A 22,829-nucleotide genomic window follows, 5' to 3' on the forward strand; every position below is an offset into this window, starting at 1 on the left:
AAAACATTGCTACTATGAACAAAATATTAATAGGTATAGTTTTTCTTTCAATCATATTATTATCCGCTTGCGGACAAACAGAAAAAGATAATACCGAACATTCTGGACAACATTTGCAAAATCCATCAACTGCAAATATTTCGCAAAAAAGTAGGATTGTTCCTTCTGACGAGGTGTGTATGGTTAATGATGCCTTTATGGGTAAAAAGCAATTGGAAGTAAAATTTGACGGCAAGACGTATTATGGGTGTTGTGAAATGTGTCAAGAACGTATTCCAAAAGATGCCTCAGTGCGGGTTGCAATAGATCCTTATTCTAAAAAACAAATAGATAAATCTACTGCAATCATTGCTGTTACAGGAGATAACGGCGAGGTCTCCTATTTTGAAAATAAGTCAAATTACAGCCTCTATTCAAAACAAAATAACGGAAGCATCAATTAATATGTCATTAAAGAAAAAAATATTAGTGGGTCTGGCGATTATCCTGATCGGTATACAATTCTTTCAACCGTTGCAAAACCAATCAGGAGAGGTAAAGGATACGCATATTGAAAAGGTGTACGCTGTTCCGCAAAACGTCAAAGCTGTATTACAAACCTCCTGCTACGACTGTCACAGCAACAACACCCTTTATCCGTGGTACAGCCGTATACAGCCCGGAGCATGGTTTATGGCAAAACACATTAAAGAAGGTAAAGAGGAACTTAATTTTAGTGACTTTGGCTCATACTCTACTCGCAAGCAACGGAACAAATTCCGTTCTATGTCAAACCAAGTCAATGATGGTACTATGCCTCTGAACTCTTATACCCTTATCCATCGGAATGCAGTATTGTCATTAGAAGAAAAGCAGGTTTTGACCAAATGGTTTGATGCAATGGCAGACAGCTTACAATAAAAATTATAGAACAATGAACAGATACAAGAAAATACTTTTAAAAACGCTACAAGCAGCAATGATAATGCTCTGTACGCAAACGTTATTTGCCCAAAAAGTAGTGCATTACGATTTGTATGTTAAGGATACCATCGTGAACTATGCAGGCAAAGAAAAAAGAGCAATTGCAGTAAACGGTCAAATACCAATGCCCACACTTACGTTTACCGAAGGCGATACTGCCGAAATAGTGGTTCACAACCAATTAAAAGAAAGCACTTCCTTGCATTGGCATGGTGTATTCCTACCGAACAAAGAAGACGGTGTACCCTTTTTAACCCAGCAACCAATTAAGCCGGGAACTACCTACACCTATCGTTTCCCAATTATTCAAAACGGTACTCACTGGTACCATTCCCATTCTGGATTACAGGAACAAATCGGGATGTATGGCAGCTTCGTCATGAAAAAACGGGAAGATGATAAAACCTTTAGAAAAGGGATTGACGACTTGCCTACCGTACCGATTATTTTAAGTGAGTGGACGAACCTCAACCCGAACAATATTAACCGGATGCTTCACAACGCCAATGATTGGGCTGCTATCAAAAAAGGCTCAACACAATCATACGTTGAAGCTATTAAAGAGGGCAAGTTAAAAACCAAACTCACGAACGAATGGAAACGGATGCTGGCAATGGATGTAAGTGATGTATATTATGACAAAATACTCATCAATGGAAACCATACTACCGACCTGAAATCGGTTGATGGAAAACCTTTGAAAGCCGGGGACAAAGTACGTTTGCGAATTTCCAACGGAGGCGCATCTTCCTATTTTTGGCTTCGGTATGCTGGTGGTAAAATGACTGTGGTGGCAAGCGATGGTAACGATGTAGAACCTGTTGAGGTGGACAGACTGATTATTGCCGTATCTGAAACATACGATGTAGTCGTTACCATTCCACAAGACGGGCTGGCGTATGAGTTTCTTGCAACTACCGAAGACAGGACACAATCATCAAGCTATTTTATTGGCAACGGTATCAAACAACTAATCTCGCCACTTCCAAAATTGAAATATTTCGAAGGAATGAAGATGATGAACGATATGATGAAGATGAATGGCGACCTTGACGATATGGGCATGAAGATGAGCCTGAACCAAATGGATATGAACGTGGTCATGTATCCCGAAATTACCGGAGATGAGAAGAAACAAGAAGACCACAGCCAACATGGAATGAATATGGACAGCGACCCCAATCGTTATAATGCAAATGCTTTGGGCGATATTGTTACCCTTAATTATGCCATGCTCAAATCTCCATACAATACGACATTGCCAAAAGCTGCGCCCGTAAAAGATGTAAAATTTACCTTGACAGGAAACATGAACAGATATGTATGGAGTATGGATAACAAAGTGCTTTCCGAAACCGATAAAATCCCGGTTAAAAAAGGAGAAATCTTGCGTATTACCATCCATAACAACTCCATGATGCGCCACCCGATGCACCTGCACGGATTTGACTTCAGGGTATTGAATGGTAAAGGTGAAAATGCACCTCTAAAGAATATTATTGATGTGATGCCAATGGAAACCGATACCATTGAGTTTGCCGCCAATACGGAGGGCGATTGGTTTTTTCACTGTCATATTCTTTACCACATGATGTCGGGAATGAACAGAGTTTTTTCCGTAGGTGATTATCAAAACCCGAACCTACCCGATAAAGAAAAAGCATATAAAATGCTGCAAAGAGAAAGCAATATGCCGCACTTTATGGTTGAAAATGATTTTGCTACCAACGGGAATGATGGTGGCGCAATGTTGCAAAATACCAGATGGAACCTATCAACAGAATGGCGTTTAGGTTATAATGATATGCACGGTTATGAAACAGAAACCCATTTGGGAAGATACATCGGAAAAATGCAATGGTTTATGCCCTTTGTTGGTTTTGACTGGCGTTACCGTAAAATGGGAATTGATGAACACGAGAAGAATTTGTTTGGGCAAAAGAATGAAAAAGACAAACGCAGTGCCGTTAGTTTAGGTTTTGTCTATACACTGCCGATGCTGGTAAATTTTCAGGCAGAAGTATATCATGACGGCATTGTCCGCTTACAATTAATGAGAGAAGATATTCCTGTAACCAAAAGACTTCGAGCAGGCTTTATGGTAAATACAGATTTTGAATACATGGGCGAGTTGAAATATATCATTAACAAAAACATTGGTATCCGTACACACTACGACAGTGATATGGGTTGGGGAATTGGTTTATCGCTTAACTACTAACGATATATATTCAAATCAAAATTTTAGCACAATATTATTTCAAACAAAGCATAATGTTTTCCCAGTCTTTCGGGCAGACAGCCTAATATATGCTTTGTTTGATTTTAGAAAATTTTTAGTCCTCCTCCTCATTTTAGAAACACACAATATGTGGTTGGCAAAACGGATAATACCTCAACTAACGTTGTTTAACCAAAACATCAAGACCTCAAATAGCAAATGAATAAATTTTACAGCGAAATATTAAATAAACTTGAAACCGAAATCAACGATTTGGAGATTGAAATCGACTATCCCGTACAAAGGATAGAAGTTATTGTACAGCTTATTATCAAGAGTTTATCGGAGTTGAAAGAATATGTTCTGAAAAAGGGTTTTAAAGACATTAATGAAGAAATCCGTTTTTTCAAATCCCAAAAGCCAACCATTGTTTCAAAACTGATTTATTATAATGCCATCTATAAAATCGAAACCAAGAAGCCAACGGAAACAAAGGCGATAAAGAAATACCTTAATATTGAGTTAAAGAAAATTAAACGGTATTTTGATAACAATCTCGATTTTTATAAATATTACCGCACAGGCAATTCATCTCTGGATAACAAACTATTTGTTCGGAACAACCACGATATTAAGCTTTGTTTGGATACCTATTATTTGCAAACAGACCACAATTTTTCGACTTCGCATGATTACAAAGTAGCCAAAGTTATAGCGAACGATTTGATACAGGTTTATATAGAAGACCAACTTGATAATACATCTAAGACTGAAAAGTCTGTTAGTTTGCACAAACTAAAATGGACAGGCAGTAAAACCGCTTTAACAGAACTGATTTACGCACTATACAGTCAGGGTGTGTTCGATAATGGTAGTAGCGATATTCGGGAAATCGCCAAGTATTTTGAAAGCATCTTTAATACCGAGTTGGGTAATTTCTACCAAACCTTTTTGGAACTACGCACCCGAAAAATGAACCGCACCAAATTCCTTGATGCGCTTCGGGAGGGACTTATTAAAAAGATGGACGAACAGGACGAAAAGTAACCGTCATAAAAATAGAAAAGCACCAACGGACTTGCAGATCCGCTGGTGCTTTTTCCTTCCCCTTGATTTTATAGTACACCACGAGAAAAGTGTACACCTTTAGTGCGGATAATTGCCTCCGAATTATTCTGTAAAGGCTTTTGCTCTTTTTCTGGTTGCTGCGCTTCTGTATCGCCTTCGGGCTTGATGGACAATTGTATTTTCCTTTCAACGGCAGCAAGTTCGGTTTTAAGGTCGCTCAAAGCTTGTTCTTTTTTCCATGTACCGTTAACCACTTCCTGAAGCACGGGCAAATCTTTCTGCAAGTCCGCAATCTTCTTTTGTTCCTGCTCCAAAATAACGGGTATCTTTTGCAGGGCATTCAAAAAATTAAGCGATGCGATTTTGGGGTCGGTCGCCATTTTACCATTGTTGTGCGTGTATTTGATATTGCCCTCGCCCTGAACAAAGAAACGGTTGTCCCGTTCAATAAGGCTGCTGCTGTCTTTTTGTATCACTTCTGTTTTTACCAACAATGTAAAGCCGTACAGCGTACCGATTTCTTCGTACTGTCCCTCGGTACGGGATTTGTCGGCAAGCTGGTTTAGTTTTGCACCAACCTGTTTTACATCGGCATTGGGCGGCAGACCGATAAGCTGCACAGGATTGAGTATATCACCATCCCTGTTTTTCTGTATGCGTTTTTGCAGGTTGCCGAGGTCGAGGCTCATGCGGTCAAAACGGGACTGTGTGCTTTCCAATGTTGCCAAACTGTCTTCCAGCCTGTATTTGGAAGTAAGTTTGGAGCGGTTATGCGCCTGCCGTTCGCTTTCCAGTCCGGCAATCTGTTTTTCCAGTTTCGCCTTTTCCAAAAGGTCGGTATTGCCCGACAATATTGCCACGTATTCGGAAAAGTTCATACCCGTTTTTTCGTCCATACCGCCCTCGTCAATGGTTCGTTTGCCGAGGCTGTTACTCTTTAGCTGTTCTATAAAAACCTGCTTATTGTACAGCGTATTGAACTTGTAACTGTCCAGCGATTTTTCAACGGCGTAGATGAAAATATTCACTTTGTTGTCGGCAAAGAACTTGGCAATCTCGTTGCCCTTGCGGATAGCCCTTCCGTCCCGTTGGGCAAGGTCGCTCGGTCGCCACGGTATATCCAAATGGTGTACGGCTACCGCACGTTTTTGGGCGTTCACACCCGTACCCAGCATTTCGGTAGAACCGAACAGTACACGTACTTTTCCCTCGTTTACGTCCTTTATCAGTTGCTTGCGCTGGTTTTCGTTTTTGGCTTCCTGTATAAAACGTACCTCGTGTGCAGGGATGCCGTGGTCTTCCACCAGCTTGCGTTTGATTTCCGAGTAAATGTTCCATTCGGCAGGCTTGAACGTACCGAGGTCGGAGAAAACGAACTGCGTTCCTTTCTGCGCATCGTATTTGTTGTAATATTTGGCAAGGTTAGCGGCAGCGTGCGAGGCTTTGTTGTCGGGATGGTCTTCGTAGGCACGGCTAATCATCCGCATATCCAGCGACATCTTACGGGCATAATCCGTAGCAATCAGCATCTTTGCCTTTTCTTCGCTTTCGCTCAGCGGAGGTCTGCCCAAAAGTTCGGCGTTCCCCGTTTTGGCAAACTCCATCAATTTGCCGATAAAGACTTCCTGCTCCGGCGTGGGTGGGATATTGTACAGTATCTCGTTCTTTTCGGGGCGGTCAATACCAATATCCTTTGCTGTGCGGTAGTCCGTAATTTCCGAATAGAACTGCGCCAGTTCAGGTACTTTGATAAAGAAACGGAAACGCTCTTTTGACACGATATTATTTGCCACCGAAAATTCGTAATCGGTGGTCTTACGGGCATAAATAGCTGCCCACGCATCAAAACAGTTGATGCCCTGTTTTTCCATTGCCTGTGGGCGCAGGTATTTAAAGAGCAGGTACAGTTCGGTCAGCGAATTGCTGATGGTTGTCCCCGAAAGGAACGTTGCGCCCAGGTCTTTGCCTGTACGTTCCTGTATGGTGCGAATGGCAAACAGCAGGTTCATCGCCTTTTGGCTCCCTGCCATGTTGCCCAATCCGGCAACACGCTCATGCCTTGTATTGAACATGAGGTTTTTAAAACGGTGGCTTTCGTCCACGAAAATATGATCGATGCCCATCATCTTGAAGTCCACCACATCGTCCTTGCGGTTTTCGATGTCATGTTCCAGTGTTTTTAACCGCACCTCCAAATTCTGTTTACGGACGATGACCCCTTTGAGCATTCCCCTTGAAACTTCTTTGCCCTGTGCCTGTAAAGCGGCGAGGTTGTCTTCCACGCTGTCCAGTTCCGCCTGCAAAATCTGTTTCTGCATTTCGGGCGACTGCGGTATCATCCCGAACTGGTCATGGGTCAAAATGATACAGTCCCAGTCGTTGTTTTTTATATCCCCGAAGATGCGCAGACGTTTACTTGGGGTAAAGTCTTCCTTGCCCGGATATAAAATCTTGGCATGGGGATAGGCTTTGCGGTAGGTTTCGGCTATCTCATGCACATTGGCTTTCAGCCCCATGATTATCGGTTTGTGCGCCAGCCCCAAACGTTTCATTTCCTGCGCTGCCGTACACATGATAAGTGTCTTTCCTGCACCCACTTCATGGTCGCAGATGGCACCTCCGTTCATCTTAATCATCCAAACGGCATCTTTTTGGCTGGCGTAGAGGTCTTCGATACCCAACGCTTTCCGGTCAAGCCCCAGAAAGTCCTGATGACTGCCGTCATATTGCGGACGGACGAAGCAGTTAAAGGTATCGTTGTAGCGGTCGGTCAGCCTTTGCTTGAACTCATCGTTCTGCGCAAAGAGCCAGTCCGAAAATTCCTTGCGTATCTCGTCAATCTTGCTGTTCGCCATCTGAATGGCTTCCATGTCCCGTACCTTGACCTCCTTATCATCAATCACCACCTTTTTGGTAATGTCGGGTGTGGTATTGACAAGGGCGTGTTTCAGCAGGTTGATCCCGTCAAACGTCCGGCTTTCGGACTTGACGGCATATTTTTCCGTGATATGGATGTTCTTGCGGTCGCAGTGGATGGAGAAATCATCCGAGCTTTCGGCATAATGGATACGAACTTCGGCATCAAACAGGTTGGAGGCAAAACGGTTGTAGATACCCGTAGGTATCCAGCGTTCGCCGAGGTTAAAATCGAGTTCGTCAAATTCAATCCTGCGTGGCTTGGCGGCTTCGAGTGCTTTCAGGCTTTCGGCAGCTTCCCTGTCGTCCGATTGTCCGGCGAGGTAAGTCCGTACTTCCGAAGCCTTTTCCACTACGTTGCCCGAAATCCACCTTTCGGCAATCTCGTATTCCTTTTGCAGGGGATTGTAGAAGATACGGCCATGCAGCGCATCTTTTAAATCCTCGCCCGACATTCCGCTGATTTCCGACATATAGCCGAGGTCAACGGTTCCGTATTTATTGAGCGATGCCGCCAACGCTTCATCGGGATTGTCCGTTGCCAGCGTTGTGGTCGAAAAACTTACAGGCTGGTGGAATATATCCGCCTTATGGACGACACCGCCCACCACACGTTCCAAAAAGGGCATTTCCTTTCCTGCGCTGTCCGTCTTGATGATTTTGATATTGTCGGCACTGTTCAGGTTGCTGTATCTTTTCACGAAGTCGTCATACAGTCGGTTCAGCGTTTCCCGTTCGGGCTTGTGTTCGCTGTGCAGTTCCGCTTCTTTGGTATAGAGCAACTGGTAGGCATCCCTCAACGCGATATAGGCTGCGGTTCTTGCTTTTTGGTTAGGCGGTAATTGTAAGGGATGGAACATTGCCCGTTGTCCTGCTTCGTCCACATCCCGTAGATAGCCGACAAAACCGTTGTCCACGGCAAGGCAGTCCTCACGGTGGAATGCCTGTAAAACCTTGCTGTACCAATCAGGTTCGGGCAGGCTGCCAGAAACCGCAGGAGCGGTAGGCTGCGTATTTTCGTTCAGTCCCGAAAAGAGGTCGCCGATGATTTTCGGTGTTTTGTCAATACCCGTATTTTCGGTAACGTTACGGTTGGTAACCGGGGGCGTATAAGGTTGCCGCATTGCCGAACTGAACAGGTCGGGCTGGCGGCTGACTGTGCCACGTCTTCTTTTGGTGGTCTGCCTTTGGGGATTTACCGCTTTCTTTGGTGGAGCAATTACCGCCACGGGTTCGTCCACACTTTCAAAAAGGTCAAAAATACTTAGCTGCTTTAGTTCCCGTGGAGGTTCCGATACAATGTTTGTTGTTGCTGCAATACTTGGGCGTTCGGATGGAACAATCACAGGTTCAATGACCGGAGGTGTGGACGTTGGTATAAGCGGAATTTGTTCCTTTGGCTCATCGTTCCGTTCGCCCCTGTATAAATCCATGTTCAAGTTTCTGCCAAAATCATCGGAAAGCATCAGTTTCAAATCCTTTGCAATGCCCTCAATACCGTCCCTGTGGGTATAAATCAGGGCAGGTTGCCCGTAAGGGTCGGTGTCCAGTCTGCTGTCGGTATGCACAATCCTTGCACTGTCCCGAAAGAGTACATTGCCCGATGTGTTGTATTCGGTCGGGCTGCTTTGACAAAACAGGTGTTCCGCTTCGGTAAGATCTTGTTTTGACGTGTTCTTTTGCAGGATAATCAGGTCGCTGCCCACCTCTGTACCTGCATAGTCGGTAAAGAGATTGTTGGGCAAACGGATTGCCGATACCAGACTGTTGTTTTCCATCAAAGCCCTGCGTATAGCTTCGTTCTTCGGGCTGTTGAGGATGCCCTGCGAAGTGATAAAAGCCAATACACCGCCCTCACGGAGCATATCGGTTCCTTTCAGGAAAAAGTAGTTGTGGATGCTTCGGGCAGCCTGTATTTTCGCTGGGTCTTTGCCCCGTGAATACGAAAGGTCAAACACGGAGGTATCGCCAAAGGGAATGTTGCTGGCTACCACATCATACGAATTTTGTTCCCTTTCGTTTATTTCCTCAAAACCGCCGATACGGATATTGCTGTCGGGATAGAGTTGCTTCAATACCTTTCCGGTAAGCAAATCCTTTTCAAAAGCGGTAACGTTTACCTGTCGGCTCGCCGAAAACGACTGCACGAACGAGCCGATACCTGCCGAGGGTTCCAAAAACTTGCCGATGTTCAGCCCTTTGTCCCGAAGCGTGGAGGAAATGGCATCAATAACCTGCGGCGGTGTATAGAATGCCGTAAGTACCGAACTGCGCATACTGTCCACAAAATAGCGGTACTGCCTTTCGTCCGTGGCGTTTTCCCTTAGCAGCCTGTGCAGTTCCTGCGTTATGGGAAACAGGTCGTGTTCCGTCTTGCGCCAATTGTTAATGTCGATGGGATTTTCAACGGGGTTCAGCACGAACTTCAGACCGCCAAATCCGCTGTATTGCATCATTAGCAGCCTTTCGCCCACGGTGGCTTGTCGTTTCTCCTTTTCCAGCTTAAAGGCAATCCGCAGGGCATCAATGTTCTGTTGGAGGTGCTGGCGCTTATTGAAGCCCATTTTCCTCAATCCATATGGCGATGGTTCCGGTCAGTTCGGTATAGAGCTGGTCATATTCATACCCGTAGGCGAAATCATCGGTTAGTTCATATTGTGCAAAAACAGGCTCGCAGACGGCGAACATCTTTAGGGCAAAGGGGCGCAGTTCCTCGTCCGCCATGATGGTGTCGAATTCGTTGCAGACCACTTGAAAAATGGTATCGAACTTGGAGAAGTACAGGTTCTCAAACAGGATATAATCGGCGTAATGTTCGCACTGCTCGATGGGGTTTCCGGCGAGGAATGCACCCTCGTAGGCATTGGCAGCCCACTTGGAACGCTGCTCGATAAACTTATGGTCGTGTGCCAGTTCGGGAAAGCTGGTATTCAGCAGTTCCTGTAAGCGTAATGAAAAATAAGAGAGTTCTTTTTGCTGTGTACTCATATTAATTTTGTTTAGAAATTTTACGTTGCTGCTAAAATATTACGGTAGCAGAAAGCCACCCCTAAAGCGGTTTGGGTTGGCTTTGGGTGGCAGTCTATTACCGAATACGCCAGTGATGAGAAATTTATTTATGTCTATTTCCCAATTCGTTTTCGTATCTAAATTTATTATCGTAATATTGCGATGTCATAATTTAAGATATGGGACTTACTAAATCAGATATATTTACGGACGAGCAGAACAAGCTGGCTACTTTGTTCAAAGTATTGGGACATCCTGCCCGTGTTGCCATATTGCAGTACATCATCAATCAGAAAGCATGTATCTGCAATGATTTGGTAGATGAATTAGGCTTGGCGCAGGCAACTATTTCGCAACATTTAAAAGAGTTAAAAAACATCGGTATCATTCAAGGAACAATAGAGGGAAAATCCGTTTGCTATTGTATTAATGCAAACGTTTGGAAAGCATTTCAAAACGAGTTCAATACCTTTTTCAATCAGAAGGTCGATGTAACCAAATGCTGTTAAAGGCATTTTTTTGAACACTATTATCGTGATATTGCAATATATAATTATAAAAATCAGTCATTATGAAACTATCAGACATTAAAGAAATCTTACCGACATTGGACAATGTCGAATTTCAAGTAGAGAACGGAACATTTGTGCCGGAACATTTCCACGTTACAGAAATAGGTATAATCACAAAGCATTTTATTGATTGTGGTGGCACAATCAGAAATGAAAAAGTGGTCAATTTCCAATTATGGAATGCCAACGATTTGGAACACCGATTAAAACCAACCAAACTATTAAACATCATCAAACTATCGGAAGAAAAATTGGGTATGGAAGATGCTGAAATAGAAGTTGAATACCAAAGCGAAACAATCGGCAAATACGATTTGGATTTTACCGGAAAACATTTTGTACTAAAGAACAAGCAGACAGCTTGCCTGGCAAGTGATGCCTGCGGCATTCCTGCGGAAAAACAAAAAGTACAATTGTCAGTGTTGAATAATGCTTGTTGCACCCCAAATTCGGGATGTTGCTAAAATATAAATAACTATCATTATGTATAAAAAATTAGCCGATACTATTAGTGCGATTATTCCTGTTCACAACATTAACAACATTAGTGAAGAACGCAAAACCATATTACAACCGTTGATTGATTTTGTGCAGCAAAAAGCAGACGATAAGCAGGAAATAAATATCAACTTCATCTGTACGCACAATTCACGCCGAAGTCATTTAGCACAGGTCTGGGCGCAAACAGCAGCAGCACATTTCAATATTCCGAATATACATTGTTATTCAGGCGGTACGGAAGAAACGGCATTGTTTCCCAAAGTGGCAGAAACATTGATAAATCAAGGTTTTAACATCTTCAAAATTGCCGAAAGCAACAATCCTGTATATGCCATAAAATACAGCGATAATGCTGCGCCTGTTATCGGATTTTCCAAGAAATACGATAGTCCTTTCAATCCTGTATCAGCATTTGCTGCTATTATGACCTGCTCGCAGGCAGACGGCGGATGTCCTTTTATCGCTGGTGCGGAAAAAAGAATACCCATCACATTTGAAGACCCCAAGATTTCTGACAATACACCGGAGCAGTCAAAAGTATATGCAGAAAGAAGTTTGCAGATAGCAAGCGAAATGTTTTACATCTTCTCAAAAATCAGCCGATAATCAATGCAGCCAAAATTAAAATTCCTCGACCGTTACTTAACCTTATGGATATTCCTTGCAATGGTAGCAGGCATAGGATTAGGACATTTCTTTCCGAATATTTCAAATGTTACCAATGCCTTATCAGTAGGTACTACAAATATTCCATTGGCAATAGGTTTAATATTGATGATGTATCCACCATTGGCAAAAGTGGATTATACATTATTACCTAAAGCCTTTAAGGATAAAAAAGTTATCGGCATATCCTTATTGCTCAATTGGGTAATCGGCACAGTATTGATGTTCGGATTGGCAGTTTTGTTTTTGCGGAACGACCCCGATTATATGACAGGCTTAATACTGATAGGCTTGGCAAGATGTATCGCAATGGTAATCGTTTGGAGCGATTTAGCAAAAGCAAACAGAGAATACACAGCTATGTTAGTTGCATTAAACAGTATTTTCCAAATAGTGAGTTATAGCTTCTTGGTTTGGTTGTTCATCAACGTGTTACCAAGCAAGTTAGGATTAGCCAATTTCAATGTAAGCGTATCAATGAAAGACGTTACAGAAAGCGTATTGATATACTTAGGTATTCCTTTTTTGGCAGGTTTTATTAGTCGTTACACGCTTATCAAATCAAAAGGTATAGAATGGTATAACCGGAAATTTGTACCTAAAATATCACCCATTACATTATATGCTTTGCTATTCACCATTGTACTAATGTTCAGTTTGAAAGGCGATAAAATATTGGAATTACCGATGGATGTGATAAAAGTAGCCATTCCGTTAATCATTTATTTTATACTAATGTTTTTCGTGAGTTTCTTTATCAATAAATCCTTAAACGTTCCTTACGATAAAAATGCTGCCGTAGCGTTTACCGCCACGGGCAACAATTTTGAACTGGCAATAGCTGTAGCCATTGCTGTATTTGGTATTCATTCTCCACAGGCATTCGTGGGCGTGATCGGCCCACTTGTGGAAGTACCGGTACTTATCCTTTTGGTCAAGGCAAGTTTGTGGATGCAGAAAAAACTATACTAAAACCTATAAATAACTTTGTATGCGAGATTGCTATTTATTAAGGATTTGAAGCATTTTACCCACCTCAATATCCATCCGTGAAAAGGCAAACCATTTCTTGCCCAAGTCTTTTAAGGATGCGCCGATATGGTAGAGTTCCGTGCCGTCAATAATCAGGAAACGGTCGTGGGCATGGGCGAATGTATGGATATGGATATCCGGATATTGGCTGTTGTAGCGTTGCAAATCCAGATGTAACTGGTTGCCGATGCTTTTCGTATAGATAGTAGCAGATACGGATTGCCCACGCTTACCGAGCAGCGTAAGCACCGTATCGTCCACATAATTGTCGATAAGAATAATCGACCGCTCCGCACTTCGGATAATATCGGCAACAAAAGTATAGGCATCGAATATCTGACCGTCATAGAAAATCCCTTTTTCGCTGTGGAGTTTATCGCTTTCCAACGCCTTAAAGATTTCCTCAATCTTTTGGTCGGTTTCCAACTGTTTGACCTCGACTTTATCGAGCCGATGGAACAGCGAAGCGTTGCTGATAAGCATCCGGCGCATTTCTACAAAGGCATCCATAATCTCAATGCTCACTTTTACGGCAACCTCCGAGCGCAGGACAGCGGACAACATGGCAATACCCTGTTCGCCGAAAGCATAGGGCAGATAACGCCGTCCACCGTAGTTCAAACTTGAGGTTCCAATTTGGCACCTCAAGTTTTCCGCCTCGTCTTCTGTCAGTTGGAAACAGAACGATAAAGGAAACCGCTCAATATTTCTTTTTACAGCCCTGTTGAGATTTTTGGTTTCCACGCCATACAAAGTAGCGAGGGCGCTATCGAGCATCACTTGTCTGCCCCGTATCGTGTATATCAGGTTTTGGATTTCCTGCGGTATTATGGTTGGCTTGTTTTCCATTACTTCTTAAAGTTTTTGCTTTTCTCAAATTCAAAGGCGGTGTCCCCGTTTTCTTTCATCACGATATAGGCATCGAACGTTTTGCCAGCCTTGCTTTTCATGCCTTTGATGAGGTTGGTCTTTCCCTTGTTCACAAGGTTTGTGATTTCGGCAACGCTCAACGATATGCCACAGATATTTCGGAACTGTAACCAATTGCAAGCCTCATCGGGACATTTGGCAACCTTGTCCCGAATGAGCAGCTTTTGGGCTTTGCATTTGGGGCAGGTCAGTTCGGGCTGGCTTTCGCCTGCAATATGGATAGCCAACAGTTCCTGCGTAACGGACGAAGCGTAGGCTTGCATGGAGTGGTGGAAGTCCGAAGCAGATGCTTCGTTGTTCTCAATCTTCTGCAATGCCATTTCCCATTCGGCGGTCATGGCAACATCGGCAATCCGCTTGTCCTTTACTGCTTCGTAAACCTGTAATCCCTTGTCGGTCGGGATAAGCGATTTCTTTTCACGCTTGATATAATCCCGTTTAAAAAGGGTTTCGATAATGGCGGCTCTTGTGGCTGGTGTACCGATGCCGATACCTTGCAGGGCTTTCCGTTCGTCCACGTTTTCCACTTCCTTTCCGGCGTTTTCCATTGCCGACAGCAGACCTGCTTCCGTATAAAGCACGGGCGGTTTGGTTTTCTTTTCCAGTACAGTGGCTTCCTTTATTTTCAGTTCATCGCCTACTTTCAGTTCGGGCAATTCCTGTACAGGCTCGCTGTCATCTTCGGTAAAACTACCTTTGATGCCACGCCAGCCAGCTTCGAGGATTTTGCAGCCTTTCAAAGAAAACTCATAATGTAAAACCTCCAAACTAACATCGGTTATCTCTTTGACGCAGGCTTGCGAAAGGGCTTCCAGCAAACGCAAAGCAACCATATTGTAAATGGCTTCTTCCTTTGCAGGCAATGCGGACGGAATTTTTTCGGTAATCAGCAGACCGTGGTGGTCGGTTACCTTTACATCGTTCACCATACGTTTGTTAAAACGACCCCATTTCAGTTTGCCGACTGCTTCCTTGCAGGAGGGCTTTGCTTCCAATGACCTGACCAAAGCAGGTATTTCCGCCCAAATATCTTCGGGAATGTATTTGCTTCCGGTTCGTGGGTAGGTAATGAATTTCTGCTCGTACAGGCTTTGGGCAATGTTCAAGGTTTCTTCGGCAGAAAAGCCCAATTTCTTGTTGGCTTCTTTCTGCAAACCCGTCAAATCGAACAGCAAAGGCGGTTGCTCCGAAACGTTTTTGGTTTCCACCGTCATAACGTTGGCAGTTCCGGTACGCTGAACGGATTTAAGGATTTCGTCCGCCCGTTTCTTGTCGTCCCGTTTGGTTTTGGAAAGGCTCTTGAAGTCTACAAATTCTTTGCGGTGCTGCAACTGTACCTGCCAATACTTCTGCACGCTAAAGTTTTTGTTTTCCAAATACCGCTTGCAGATAAGGGCGAGCGTAGGCGTTTGCACCCGTCCGAGCGAATACACGCCACGACCCACAATGTTCAACGCCTGCGAAGCGTTGATGCCCACCAGCCAGTCGGCTTGGCTACGTCCTTGTCCGGCTTGGTACAGACCATCAAAATCGCTTCCGGCTTTAAGGTTGTCAAAGCCCTGCTTGATGGCTTTTTCCGTCAGTGAACTAATCCATAAACGTTGAAAGGGTTTGCTGCATTTCAGGTACTCGTAAATGTAGCGAAAGATGAGTTCGCCCTCACGTCCGGCATCGGTGGCCACGATAATGCTATCGCAGCGACCGATGACCTGCTCAATGGTTTTTAGTTGTTTTACCGCTCCGCTGTCGGGAACGTAGGATTTCTCCTTTTTTACCTTTCGTACGTTAAGCACAAAAGGATTGGGTAAAATGGGCAGGGCTTCCCGTTGGAAACCGCTAATCCCATAGTCTTCGGGCATTGCCAGTCCGACAAGATGCCCGAACGCCCATGTAACCTGATAGCCGTTGCCTGTCAGGTAGCCGTCCTTTTTCTCGGTGGCTCCCAGCAGGGCTGCTATCTCACGGGCTACGCTTGGTTTTTCTGCGATAACTGCTTTCATAATAAATTACATTTTTCTGCCTCTGGATTTAGCCGGAGTTTTTGGCGCATCTTCCTGTTGCTGCTGTTTTTTGTTGTCGGGAGCTTGCTGCTTCGGTTTCAAAGGTTCGTTGATATGTTTGGTTGCTTCGTTGGTCTTCCCCTCGGAATTGACGGCAACCTGTGTTTTGTTGGCTTCGGCAGGCTGGATTTTGTCTTTCAGTTTATCGGGATTGGTAAAGGAAAAAGCGGCTTTGCCCGTTTCCTTGTTAAGTGTGATATATCCCTGATATTTTTCGCCCTTTTTGTCAATCAGACCATCGACATAAACCGTCTGTCCCTCTTTGAACTTGTTGTACTGCTGGTCAGTCAGTTCTTTGCCCCTAAATGTTCTCGGAACCTCCTGTGATTGACCTTGTGCCGTGGTCTGCTGGCTTTGGGATTGTTTGTTGTTGTTGCCTCTGTCAAAAAGGAACTCTACATAACGCTTATCTGCATTAAACTGGACGTTTGCAGCAAAGGCTTCGCCCTTTTTGGAAATCATGCCCTCCAAATAGAGCGGTTTACCCTCCAACAAAGTCTGCTTCTGTTCTTCGTTCAGTTTTACGCCTTTAATCTCATCGGGTATTTTTACCCAGTCCGTTCGTAAGGCGATAACCTCGTTGGTCAGCTTGTCTATACTGATGATGGAAGGGATTTTCTCGCCTGTTTTCGGATTGGTCAAATCCACTGCACGCCCCATATTTCCGGTGGCAAGCAGATTTTCTTTGTCCTCTTTACTAAACTCGTGACCGAAAAAAGCCGTGTTGAGATTAGGCTCCTTGCGTACCCCATGAATGGCAAGCACGGTGTTTCCGTTAGCATCAGATTGCAATCCAAGTCTTGCTTCAGAGCGGATAACGGCTGTACCGAAGTTTACGCTGATGGGCATAAGGATATTGGTCTTATAACCTTTCAAAAGTGTATCCATTACGCCAGCTTTTTCGAGCCTTTCCTTACTCAATCCCAAATCGTTCAACGTTTTCCAGTCGATGTTTTCAGCTTTAAAACGATAGCCGTCATCTGTAGCCTGTGTGGTTTCAGGCTTTACTTGTGCTTCCTGTGTAGTTTCCATATCTTTTTTATTTTCTTGTTGTTGCTCCTTTGGTGCTTTTACCTCATGTTTTGCCATGACCGCTTCGCCTTCTTTGGTAGGAGCATCCACCTGTTTCTGCATTTCTTTGGCGGTTTCCACCGCCTCAGGTGCAGCAACTTTGAAGAAGGAAAAACGGGTCGGGTCTTTTAGCTGCCGCCAAAAATTGGAGAAGAAATTGGAGAATAAATCGCCGCTCTTGTCCACACGCATGAACTGGCTTTGGTTCTTCTTGTTGGCGTCCACGGTTTTCAGGTTGCCGTTTTCATCGACACCCGTAACCGCTTGGATTTTCTTTTTCTCCTTGTCCATGACCAGCAACACATCCGAAAGCTGTTCGGGATAAGTCTGCGGTTTTTGTTGCGCTTGTTCTGTTGTCTGTTCGTCCATTGTAATTATATTTTAAATGTTATCGCCCGAATGTAATAGAAGCAGGCACGGCAGAACCGTACCTGTCCTTGCGTGGCGTTGTTTGTCACTTATTGCCCTTGGTACGTTGCAGCGGAACGTTGAAACTCTCCCGAACAAACTGATGCACATCCGATAATTTGTAGTACAACTTGCCGCTGATAGTATAATAGGGCAGCTTGCCCGATGAACGGTAACGTTGCAGCGAACGGTGGCTGATTTTGAGCATCAATAGCAGGTCTTGGTTGTCCAGCAGTTCTTCGCCGTCAATGGTATTGCGCTGTTTCTGTATGTCCCTGAGATGCTCTTTCAGAATGTCGAAACGCTGCATGATACGCTCCATCCATGCGATAAATTCTATTTTGTCGATATTCATAGCAATTATTATTAATCGTTTCTTTTATTAAGTTTCCGTGCTTTTTGGATATAGCTTTTGCCTTTTTCCATGAGTTCCTCTACAAAGGCATCGTTGCTCTGAATGGCATTGGCGTTAAGCATATCCTTGATGGCTCCGATGGTGTAGTAATATTGCCCGTAAATTCTGGAATAGGCGATTTCTCCTTTGCTACGCATACGCCAAAGGGTCTTTTCACTGATGTGCAGGTACTGGCATACTTCATGGTTGTTGAGCCATAGGCTGTCGTAGCTGGTATCATCCAGTTTTTGGATGTACTCGTTGATGGATTTGATGCGTTCGTTCAGCAACTTCCAATCTTCTTCCGGTATCGTTATGATTTTCATTGTACAAGATTTTAAATGTTTACTGTACAAAATTGGAGCGTTTGGCGTAGGCTGTCTTCCGATACGTGTCTATCAAAAAGGCACTTTTTTCATATTTTTTGCAATTGGCTAAAAGCCTTGTTTTATAAGGGTTTAGGGGGGTTGGGTAGAAAATTAGGCTTCCGATACAGGCGATGTGTCTATATACAGATATAGGCAAAGGGGCAAAAAAAGAACAGCACCGATAAAGATGCTGTTCTATTAAACGAAAAAAGACAACTATTTAACCGTTGTCTTCTCTGTCCATATATTCTTCCAAACTGAATTTCAGTTGGTCTAAAAACAATGTCCGTGAACCGGCTCGGGTTTTCATCCGGTGGAAACTGTTGTGGATGTCCGTAAGCGAAATACGAAAAAGGATTTGGAATACCATACTGATTTTGCGGATGCCTAATTTGCCGTGTGAAAGGGCATCGGCAGCATGGAGCGCATAAATGAGTTCGATAAGGGCATTTTTTGTCTGTGTCCAAAAAATATCTTTTGCATCGGCATTCTGCAACAGTACATCGGGTGTTTGTTCGGGGGTAAGTTTCGTAGTGAGGTAATTGTAGATGAGTTCGTTGGCGATGATTTTTGCGACTTTATAATCGAAGTAGGTAGAGAATTTGGGGTCAATTTCAAAAACGAAGCTGTTCAGTCCATCGTAATAATTGATATTGCCCAGCGAATAATAATGTTCGTCACGGTCGGTTCTACCGGAGCGGTAGTATCTGTAAAAATCCGAGTTGCAGATATGTTCCTTGTATTCCTGCTGCAATCCCCGTAATTGCAGGGCAAAGTAATTTTGGTAGAGGTGTCCGTTTTCCGCAGGACAAGCTGTTTCAATGCGGTAAACCTTATTGTAGTAAATGAGTTTGCCGAGAATGTTGGGCTTTATCTGCTTAAAAAAACGGATTTCTTCGGCTTTATTGGCAAAGCCCTCTTTGATAATATCCTCTTTAACATGGTGCAAAAGCTCTTGGAGATAAACAGTCATTCTGTATGCCTCATCAATAAAACTCGGAGCCTCGGCAGATAGCTTTCTTTCCTGTTTTTGGATTTCCGCTATAATAGTGTGTAATGGATGTTTCATAACCTACGATTTTAATTACACTAAAACTATTCTCATACAAAGGTTAACCTTAGTAATGGATATTTTCCCTGATATAACCCGAACTTCGGGAATATTTTTTTCTACGGTACACCAAATGCTTTATTAAAAACTCCAAATACATTCATGAAAAAAGGGCGAAAAAATCGCCCAACTGACCTTTATTTTTTTTATATTTGCTACTGATTTACAAGGAATTCAAGTGAAGATGAATGCAGTAAGCACCATTACTAAATCGTTACCTCCTACGATTGCCTTTCTCATAAACCGCTAATTATAAGCGATATTTAGCGTTTCTATTATTTTTTTCGAAAAAACCATTTAATCGTGTTGAAAATCAGGAATGAAGCTATTTATTCCACCTATTTGAACAAAAAATACTCCTTTTGCTGTGAACGATTTTTGATATTTGAGTTCATTTACTTCGTTAAATAACCAAATAAACCAAAACAACTATGATAACACCGATAACCAAAACGGTAGGGAAGGGGTTACTTTTATTTTCGTTGATGAGCATGTCTGCACCAGTGGTGCTTGCCCAATCGCAAATAAAGATATCCGGAAAAGTAAGCTCCTCAACAGGCGAGCCTCTTGCGGGGGTTACAGTACAGATAAAGGGGGTGAAAAACGGCACTGTAACCGATGGGGCCGGCAATTATCAGATTCTTGCGCGAGATATTGATGTCCTGATATTTTCGCTGGTAGGCAAAGAGAAGGCCGAAGTCCAGGTCAATAAGAAAGATCACATTAATCTCGTTCTCCAGGAGTCCAGTAGTCTGATTGACGAAGTGGTTGTTGTAGGCTATGGTACCCAGAAAAAAAGTAATTTAACCGGTGCTGTTGCTGCTGTCGATGGTAAGGTGCTTAACAAACGTATCGCTACAAATCCAACGCAATTACTTCAAGGTCGCATGCCCGGACTTCGTGTTACGCAAGGATCAGGAGAAGCAGGGAATGAAAATGTGAATCTCCAGGTAAGGGGATTGGGGTCGTATGGCGCCTCTTCCGCTCCACTGGTTATCGTAGATGGTATTCCCGGGAGTTTGGAAAATTTAAATCCTCAAGCAATCGAGAATATCACCGTATTGAAAGATGCTGCCTCAGCCGCTATCTATGGGGCAAGAGCAGCAAATGGGGTTATTCTTGTGACGACAAAACAGGGTAAAGCTGGAAAAACACAACTGAGCTACGATTATAATGTCGGAATTACCAAAGCCTCAGCTCTTCCAGACCTCGTATATAATTCCGTTGATTATATGAACCTGTATAATCAGGCAAATAAAAACTCCGGTGTCACAAATCCAAATGCTTCTTTTAGCCAGGAGATGATTGATGCCTACAAAAATGCAACAGATAAAAAATTATATCCCGATTTTAACTGGTTGGATGCTGTCTTTAGAACAGTCCCAGTACAGACGCACAATTTAAGCTTAAGTGGTGGTGCCGGAGGAACAAATTACAACGTCATACTGGGCTACGTCAATCAGCCTGATATTATGATCGGGACTTCTTTTAAAAAGTATAATCTACAGCTTAACCTAGGCTCTAAAATCAATGATCGGATAAGTTTTGGTTCAAGCATTACCTTGAATTATGGCGATCGGAAATACCCTAGAAACGGTAGTGAAGATCAGTTTTTGTCTACCATTAGTCAATCACCACTTTATGGACCTGTATTACCAGATGGTAGTGGTCGTTATACGTCCAGGGCATATCCTTTTCAGTCCCCAAATAAAAACCCTGTTGCAGTTGCTGAAAATGCATTTACAAGACTGAACAATTATTTTATGCAAGGCAATATTTTTTTAAATGTGAAAATATTGGATGGGCTGGATTGGAAGACTAGCGGCGGGTTGACGTATGGCTTTACAAAAAACTATACCAACAAACCTGTGATTAATCAATACATGTGGTTCGCCAAACCCGATGACCTACCCGCCAGACAGCTTGATGTCGGTGGTCAAGGGCTAGAAGTAACGGACGACAACAATGTGTACCCGGTGGGTTATACACAACTGACTTACGATAAGTCTTTTGGAAATCATAACATGAAAGTACTGGCAGGAACCCAGGCAGAATATAATAAAACACAAAAATTGTTCGGAAGTAGGTTGCAGTTTCCCAACAATGATTTGCTTGAGCTTGATGGTGGCGGAGCTGGCCAACAGTCTAATAGCGGTGTAACCAATGAATGGTCATTGAGGTCTTACTATGGTCGATTAAACTACGACTACAAAGGCAAGTATCTACTCGAAGGTAATGCACGTTATGATGCGTCTTCACGTTTCCCTGAAAATAGAAAATGGGCATTTTTCCCTTCAATATCCGGAGGTTGGAAAGTTTCGGATGAGACCTTTTATGGGCCGAAATTGAAGACGGTCGTTAATGAACTAAAATTAAGAGCCTCCATTGGAACACTGGGTAATCAGAATATTGGTAACTACCCTTATCAGATTGTTTACAATTCTTCTTTTGCTTATCCTTTTGATGAAACACTCCAACAGGGGGCTCGCCAGGTAGCCATGGCGAATGACCGGATCAAATGGGAGAGTACCAAAGTCCTGGATTTCGGTGTGGACTTCGGGCTATGGAACAACAAATTGACCGCTTCTTTCGATTGGTATAACAAAGTAACATCAGATATTTTATCTGCATCTACGGCTTTCCCTTCTTATATTGGGCTGACTGCACCGACCGTAAATTATGGTGAATTGCGTAACAGAGGTATAGAGCTCGGTCTTCAGTACCGTGATAAAATTGGAGAGGTATCGCTGACCCTCAATGGAAATATTCAGGCCAATCGCAATAAGGTGATGAAATATGGAGCCGAACGTATCTCGGGCAATACCATTATCCGGGAAGGTTTACCTTATGGTAGTTTTTATCTTTTGGAGAACACGGGGATATTCCGTTCGAAGGAAGAGGTGGCAGCCTCTCCGGTGCAACAGATTCCAGCACAACCGGGTTATCTGAAATTTGCCGACGTAAATGGCGATAAAGTTGTGGACAATAATGATCGTATTGTCGTGCCGGGCGCTTATCCAGATTTCGATTATTCCTTTAATGCGACGGCTGTATGGAAGAATTTTGATTTTACAGCCTTTTTCTTCGGTTCTCAGGGACAAAAAATATTTGTAAGTGAGTGGGGAATAGTTCCTTTCAGGCAAGGTGGTACATTCACCCGCGACTGGATGGACGCTTGGACTCCAGAAAACCCCAATGCATCGCTTCCAATAGTTGGTGCTGAAAATACCCCTGCCGCAAATAACGTACGGACCGCGTCGACTTTCTTTTTAAAAGATGGATCGTTCCTGCGTCTTAAAAATATTCAGGTAGGCTATTCTATTCCACAGAGCACCTTGTCCAAAGCTGGTATTTCTGGCCTTCGCATCTATTTTGCGGCAGATAACCTGCTCACATTCTCCAAGTTCCCCGGTTTAGATCCCGAACGCGGCGTTTCATCAAGCGGTGGTGCAACATCAGGACGTTATGTGACTCATCCTCAGAATAAAGTATTCGCATTTGGAGCGAGCATCACATTCTAATCTAGTGGTAACTAAAAA

At 43.5% G+C, this 22,829-nt stretch carries 17 protein-coding genes; 9 read left to right on the forward strand and 8 right to left on the reverse strand.

Annotated elements, in window-relative coordinates:
- Positions 1-14: 14 nt before the first annotated feature.
- The 4 genes from A9970_RS25990 (at position 15) to A9970_RS26005 (ending at position 4,231) form a co-directional block, all read left to right on the forward strand.
- The gene (locus A9970_RS25990; RefSeq protein WP_095439149.1) at positions 15-443 is read left to right on the forward strand and encodes a hypothetical protein; all 429 of its coding nucleotides are present in this window, start codon (positions 15-17) and stop codon (positions 441-443) included.
- A gap of 1 nt (position 444) precedes the next feature.
- Positions 445-900 (forward strand): heme-binding domain-containing protein, encoded by a 456-nt coding sequence (locus tag A9970_RS25995; protein ID WP_095439150.1) that lies wholly within the window; start codon positions 445-447, stop codon positions 898-900.
- Positions 901-913: 13 nt separating this feature from the next.
- A complete protein-coding gene (locus A9970_RS26000; protein ID WP_095439195.1) occupies positions 914-3,184 on the forward strand; it encodes a multicopper oxidase family protein in 2,271 nt (756 codons plus the stop codon).
- Between the two features lie 219 nt (positions 3,185-3,403).
- Positions 3,404-4,231 carry an RteC domain-containing protein gene (locus A9970_RS26005; protein ID WP_095439151.1) on the forward strand — a complete coding sequence of 276 codons (828 nt, stop codon included), beginning with the start codon at positions 3,404-3,406 and terminating at the stop codon, positions 4,229-4,231.
- Positions 4,232-4,299: 68 nt separating this feature from the next.
- On the opposite strand, the gene A9970_RS26010 is transcribed toward A9970_RS26005, so the two are convergent.
- Together A9970_RS26010 and A9970_RS26015 are read right to left on the reverse strand one after the other, a co-directional pair.
- On the reverse strand, positions 4,300-9,732 hold the full coding sequence (locus A9970_RS26010; RefSeq protein WP_095439152.1) for an N-6 DNA methylase: 5,433 nt from the start codon (positions 9,730-9,732) through the stop codon (positions 4,300-4,302).
- On the reverse strand, positions 9,719-10,156 hold the full coding sequence (locus A9970_RS26015) for a DUF1896 domain-containing protein (RefSeq protein ID WP_095439153.1): 438 nt from the start codon (positions 10,154-10,156) through the stop codon (positions 9,719-9,721). The genes A9970_RS26010 and A9970_RS26015 overlap by 14 nt, the downstream gene beginning before the upstream one ends.
- A 200-nt stretch (positions 10,157-10,356) precedes the next feature.
- On the opposite strand from A9970_RS26015, the gene A9970_RS26020 reads away from it, so the two are divergent.
- The 4 genes from A9970_RS26020 (at position 10,357) to arsB (ending at position 12,888) form a co-directional block, all read left to right on the forward strand.
- The gene (locus A9970_RS26020) at positions 10,357-10,686 is read left to right on the forward strand and encodes a helix-turn-helix transcriptional regulator (protein WP_095439154.1); all 330 of its coding nucleotides are present in this window, start codon (positions 10,357-10,359) and stop codon (positions 10,684-10,686) included.
- A gap of 62 nt (positions 10,687-10,748) precedes the next feature.
- Complete coding sequence (locus A9970_RS26025) at positions 10,749-11,213, forward strand: DUF6428 family protein (RefSeq protein ID WP_095439155.1); 465 nt, start codon at positions 10,749-10,751, stop codon at positions 11,211-11,213.
- Between the two features lie 19 nt (positions 11,214-11,232).
- Positions 11,233-11,856, forward strand: a complete 624-nt coding sequence (locus tag A9970_RS26030; protein ID WP_095439156.1) for a low molecular weight phosphatase family protein — start codon at positions 11,233-11,235, stop codon at positions 11,854-11,856.
- Between the two features lie 3 nt (positions 11,857-11,859).
- A complete protein-coding gene (gene arsB, locus A9970_RS26035; protein WP_095439157.1) occupies positions 11,860-12,888 on the forward strand; it encodes an ACR3 family arsenite efflux transporter in 1,029 nt (342 codons plus the stop codon).
- A 30-nt stretch (positions 12,889-12,918) separates the two neighbouring features.
- On the opposite strand, the gene A9970_RS26040 is transcribed toward arsB, so the two are convergent.
- From A9970_RS26040 to A9970_RS26065, 6 genes are all read right to left on the reverse strand, one after another.
- Positions 12,919-13,797 carry an ORF6N domain-containing protein gene (locus A9970_RS26040; RefSeq protein WP_095439158.1) on the reverse strand — a complete coding sequence of 293 codons (879 nt, stop codon included), beginning with the start codon at positions 13,795-13,797 and terminating at the stop codon, positions 12,919-12,921.
- A complete protein-coding gene (locus A9970_RS26045) occupies positions 13,797-15,878 on the reverse strand; it encodes a type IA DNA topoisomerase (protein ID WP_095439159.1) in 2,082 nt (693 codons plus the stop codon). Before A9970_RS26045 ends, A9970_RS26040 begins: the two co-directional genes overlap by 1 nt.
- 6 nt (positions 15,879-15,884) lie before the next feature.
- Positions 15,885-17,378 (reverse strand): DUF3945 domain-containing protein, encoded by a 1,494-nt coding sequence (locus A9970_RS26050; RefSeq protein ID WP_095439160.1) that lies wholly within the window; start codon positions 17,376-17,378, stop codon positions 15,885-15,887.
- A gap of 85 nt (positions 17,379-17,463) precedes the next feature.
- Positions 17,464-17,772 carry a helix-turn-helix domain-containing protein gene (locus tag A9970_RS26055; protein WP_095439161.1) on the reverse strand — a complete coding sequence of 103 codons (309 nt, stop codon included), beginning with the start codon at positions 17,770-17,772 and terminating at the stop codon, positions 17,464-17,466.
- Positions 17,773-17,783: 11 nt separating this feature from the next.
- The gene (locus tag A9970_RS26060) at positions 17,784-18,137 is read right to left on the reverse strand and encodes a helix-turn-helix domain-containing protein (RefSeq protein WP_095439162.1); all 354 of its coding nucleotides are present in this window, start codon (positions 18,135-18,137) and stop codon (positions 17,784-17,786) included.
- Positions 18,138-18,399: 262 nt separating this feature from the next.
- Positions 18,400-19,248: an RteC domain-containing protein gene (locus A9970_RS26065; protein WP_095439163.1), complete on the reverse strand. Its 849-nt coding sequence runs from the start codon at positions 19,246-19,248 to the stop codon at positions 18,400-18,402.
- Between the two features lie 473 nt (positions 19,249-19,721).
- On the opposite strand from A9970_RS26065, the gene A9970_RS26070 reads away from it, so the two are divergent.
- Positions 19,722-22,811: a TonB-dependent receptor gene (locus tag A9970_RS26070; protein ID WP_259655479.1), complete on the forward strand. Its 3,090-nt coding sequence runs from the start codon at positions 19,722-19,724 to the stop codon at positions 22,809-22,811.
- Positions 22,812-22,829: the final 18 nt, after the last annotated feature.

Origin of the sequence: Sphingobacterium sp. UME9 (genome assembly GCF_014170215.1) — a bacterium.
Classification (GTDB): Bacteria; Bacteroidota; Bacteroidia; order Sphingobacteriales; family Sphingobacteriaceae; genus Sphingobacterium; species Sphingobacterium paramultivorum.

Bases quoted from the DNA above. Each gene is read 5' to 3' on its own strand.
- A9970_RS25990 (WP_095439149.1), top strand. From the start codon at position 15: ATGAACAAAATATTAATAGGTATAGTTTTTCTTTCAATCATATTATTA.
- A9970_RS25995 (WP_095439150.1), top strand. From the start codon at position 445: ATGTCATTAAAGAAAAAAATATTAGTGGGTCTGGCGATTATCCTGATC.
- A9970_RS26000 (WP_095439195.1), top strand. From the start codon at position 914: ATGAACAGATACAAGAAAATACTTTTAAAAACGCTACAAGCAGCAATG.
- A9970_RS26005 (WP_095439151.1), top strand. From the start codon at position 3,404: ATGAATAAATTTTACAGCGAAATATTAAATAAACTTGAAACCGAAATC.
- A9970_RS26010 (WP_095439152.1), bottom strand. From the start codon at position 9,732: ATGGGCTTCAATAAGCGCCAGCACCTCCAACAGAACATTGATGCCCTG.
- A9970_RS26015 (WP_095439153.1), bottom strand. From the start codon at position 10,156: ATGAGTACACAGCAAAAAGAACTCTCTTATTTTTCATTACGCTTACAG.
- A9970_RS26020 (WP_095439154.1), top strand. From the start codon at position 10,357: ATGGGACTTACTAAATCAGATATATTTACGGACGAGCAGAACAAGCTG.
- A9970_RS26025 (WP_095439155.1), top strand. From the start codon at position 10,749: ATGAAACTATCAGACATTAAAGAAATCTTACCGACATTGGACAATGTC.
- A9970_RS26030 (WP_095439156.1), top strand. From the start codon at position 11,233: ATGTATAAAAAATTAGCCGATACTATTAGTGCGATTATTCCTGTTCAC.
- arsB (WP_095439157.1), top strand. From the start codon at position 11,860: ATGCAGCCAAAATTAAAATTCCTCGACCGTTACTTAACCTTATGGATA.
- A9970_RS26040 (WP_095439158.1), bottom strand. From the start codon at position 13,797: ATGGAAAACAAGCCAACCATAATACCGCAGGAAATCCAAAACCTGATA.
- A9970_RS26045 (WP_095439159.1), bottom strand. From the start codon at position 15,878: ATGAAAGCAGTTATCGCAGAAAAACCAAGCGTAGCCCGTGAGATAGCA.
- A9970_RS26050 (WP_095439160.1), bottom strand. From the start codon at position 17,378: ATGGACGAACAGACAACAGAACAAGCGCAACAAAAACCGCAGACTTAT.
- A9970_RS26055 (WP_095439161.1), bottom strand. From the start codon at position 17,772: ATGAATATCGACAAAATAGAATTTATCGCATGGATGGAGCGTATCATG.
- A9970_RS26060 (WP_095439162.1), bottom strand. From the start codon at position 18,137: ATGAAAATCATAACGATACCGGAAGAAGATTGGAAGTTGCTGAACGAA.
- A9970_RS26065 (WP_095439163.1), bottom strand. From the start codon at position 19,248: ATGAAACATCCATTACACACTATTATAGCGGAAATCCAAAAACAGGAA.
- A9970_RS26070 (WP_259655479.1), top strand. From the start codon at position 19,722: ATGATAACACCGATAACCAAAACGGTAGGGAAGGGGTTACTTTTATTT.